The 416-nt window shown below is 35.6% G+C and carries 1 pseudogene; it reads left to right on the plus strand.

Annotated features, from left to right (window positions below):
- Positions 1-416: pseudogene (locus I6F33_RS38055) on the plus strand (cytochrome c oxidase subunit II); the annotation flags it as partial.

Raw genomic sequence — 416 nt, forward strand, 5'->3', positions numbered from 1 at the left:
TATAGAGACTGTTAATACATTAACAATCCCTAAAGATTGTCCTGTTGTATTTAAGCTTCAAGCTATGGATACAATGACAAGTTTCTGGATTCCACAATTAGGTGGTCAAAAATATGCCATGACTGGCATGACAATGAATTGGACGTTAGAAGCATCTCAAACTGGTACGTTCAGAGGTCGTAACTCTAACTTCAATGGTGAAGGATTCTCACGTCAAACATTTAAAGTAAATGCCGTTAGTCAAAAAGACTACGACAAATGGGTGAAAGAAGTTAAAGGTAAGAAAACGTTAGATCAAGATACATTTGATAAACAATTATTACCAAGCACACCTAATAAAGCTTTAGAATTTAATGGTACACATATGGCGTTTGTTGATCCAGCAGCCGATCCAGAATACATCTTCTATGCATATA

It is taken from the genome of Bradyrhizobium sp. BRP20, assembly GCF_020194215.1.
GTDB classification, from domain to species: domain Bacteria; phylum Pseudomonadota; class Alphaproteobacteria; order Rhizobiales; family Xanthobacteraceae; genus Bradyrhizobium; species Bradyrhizobium yuanmingense.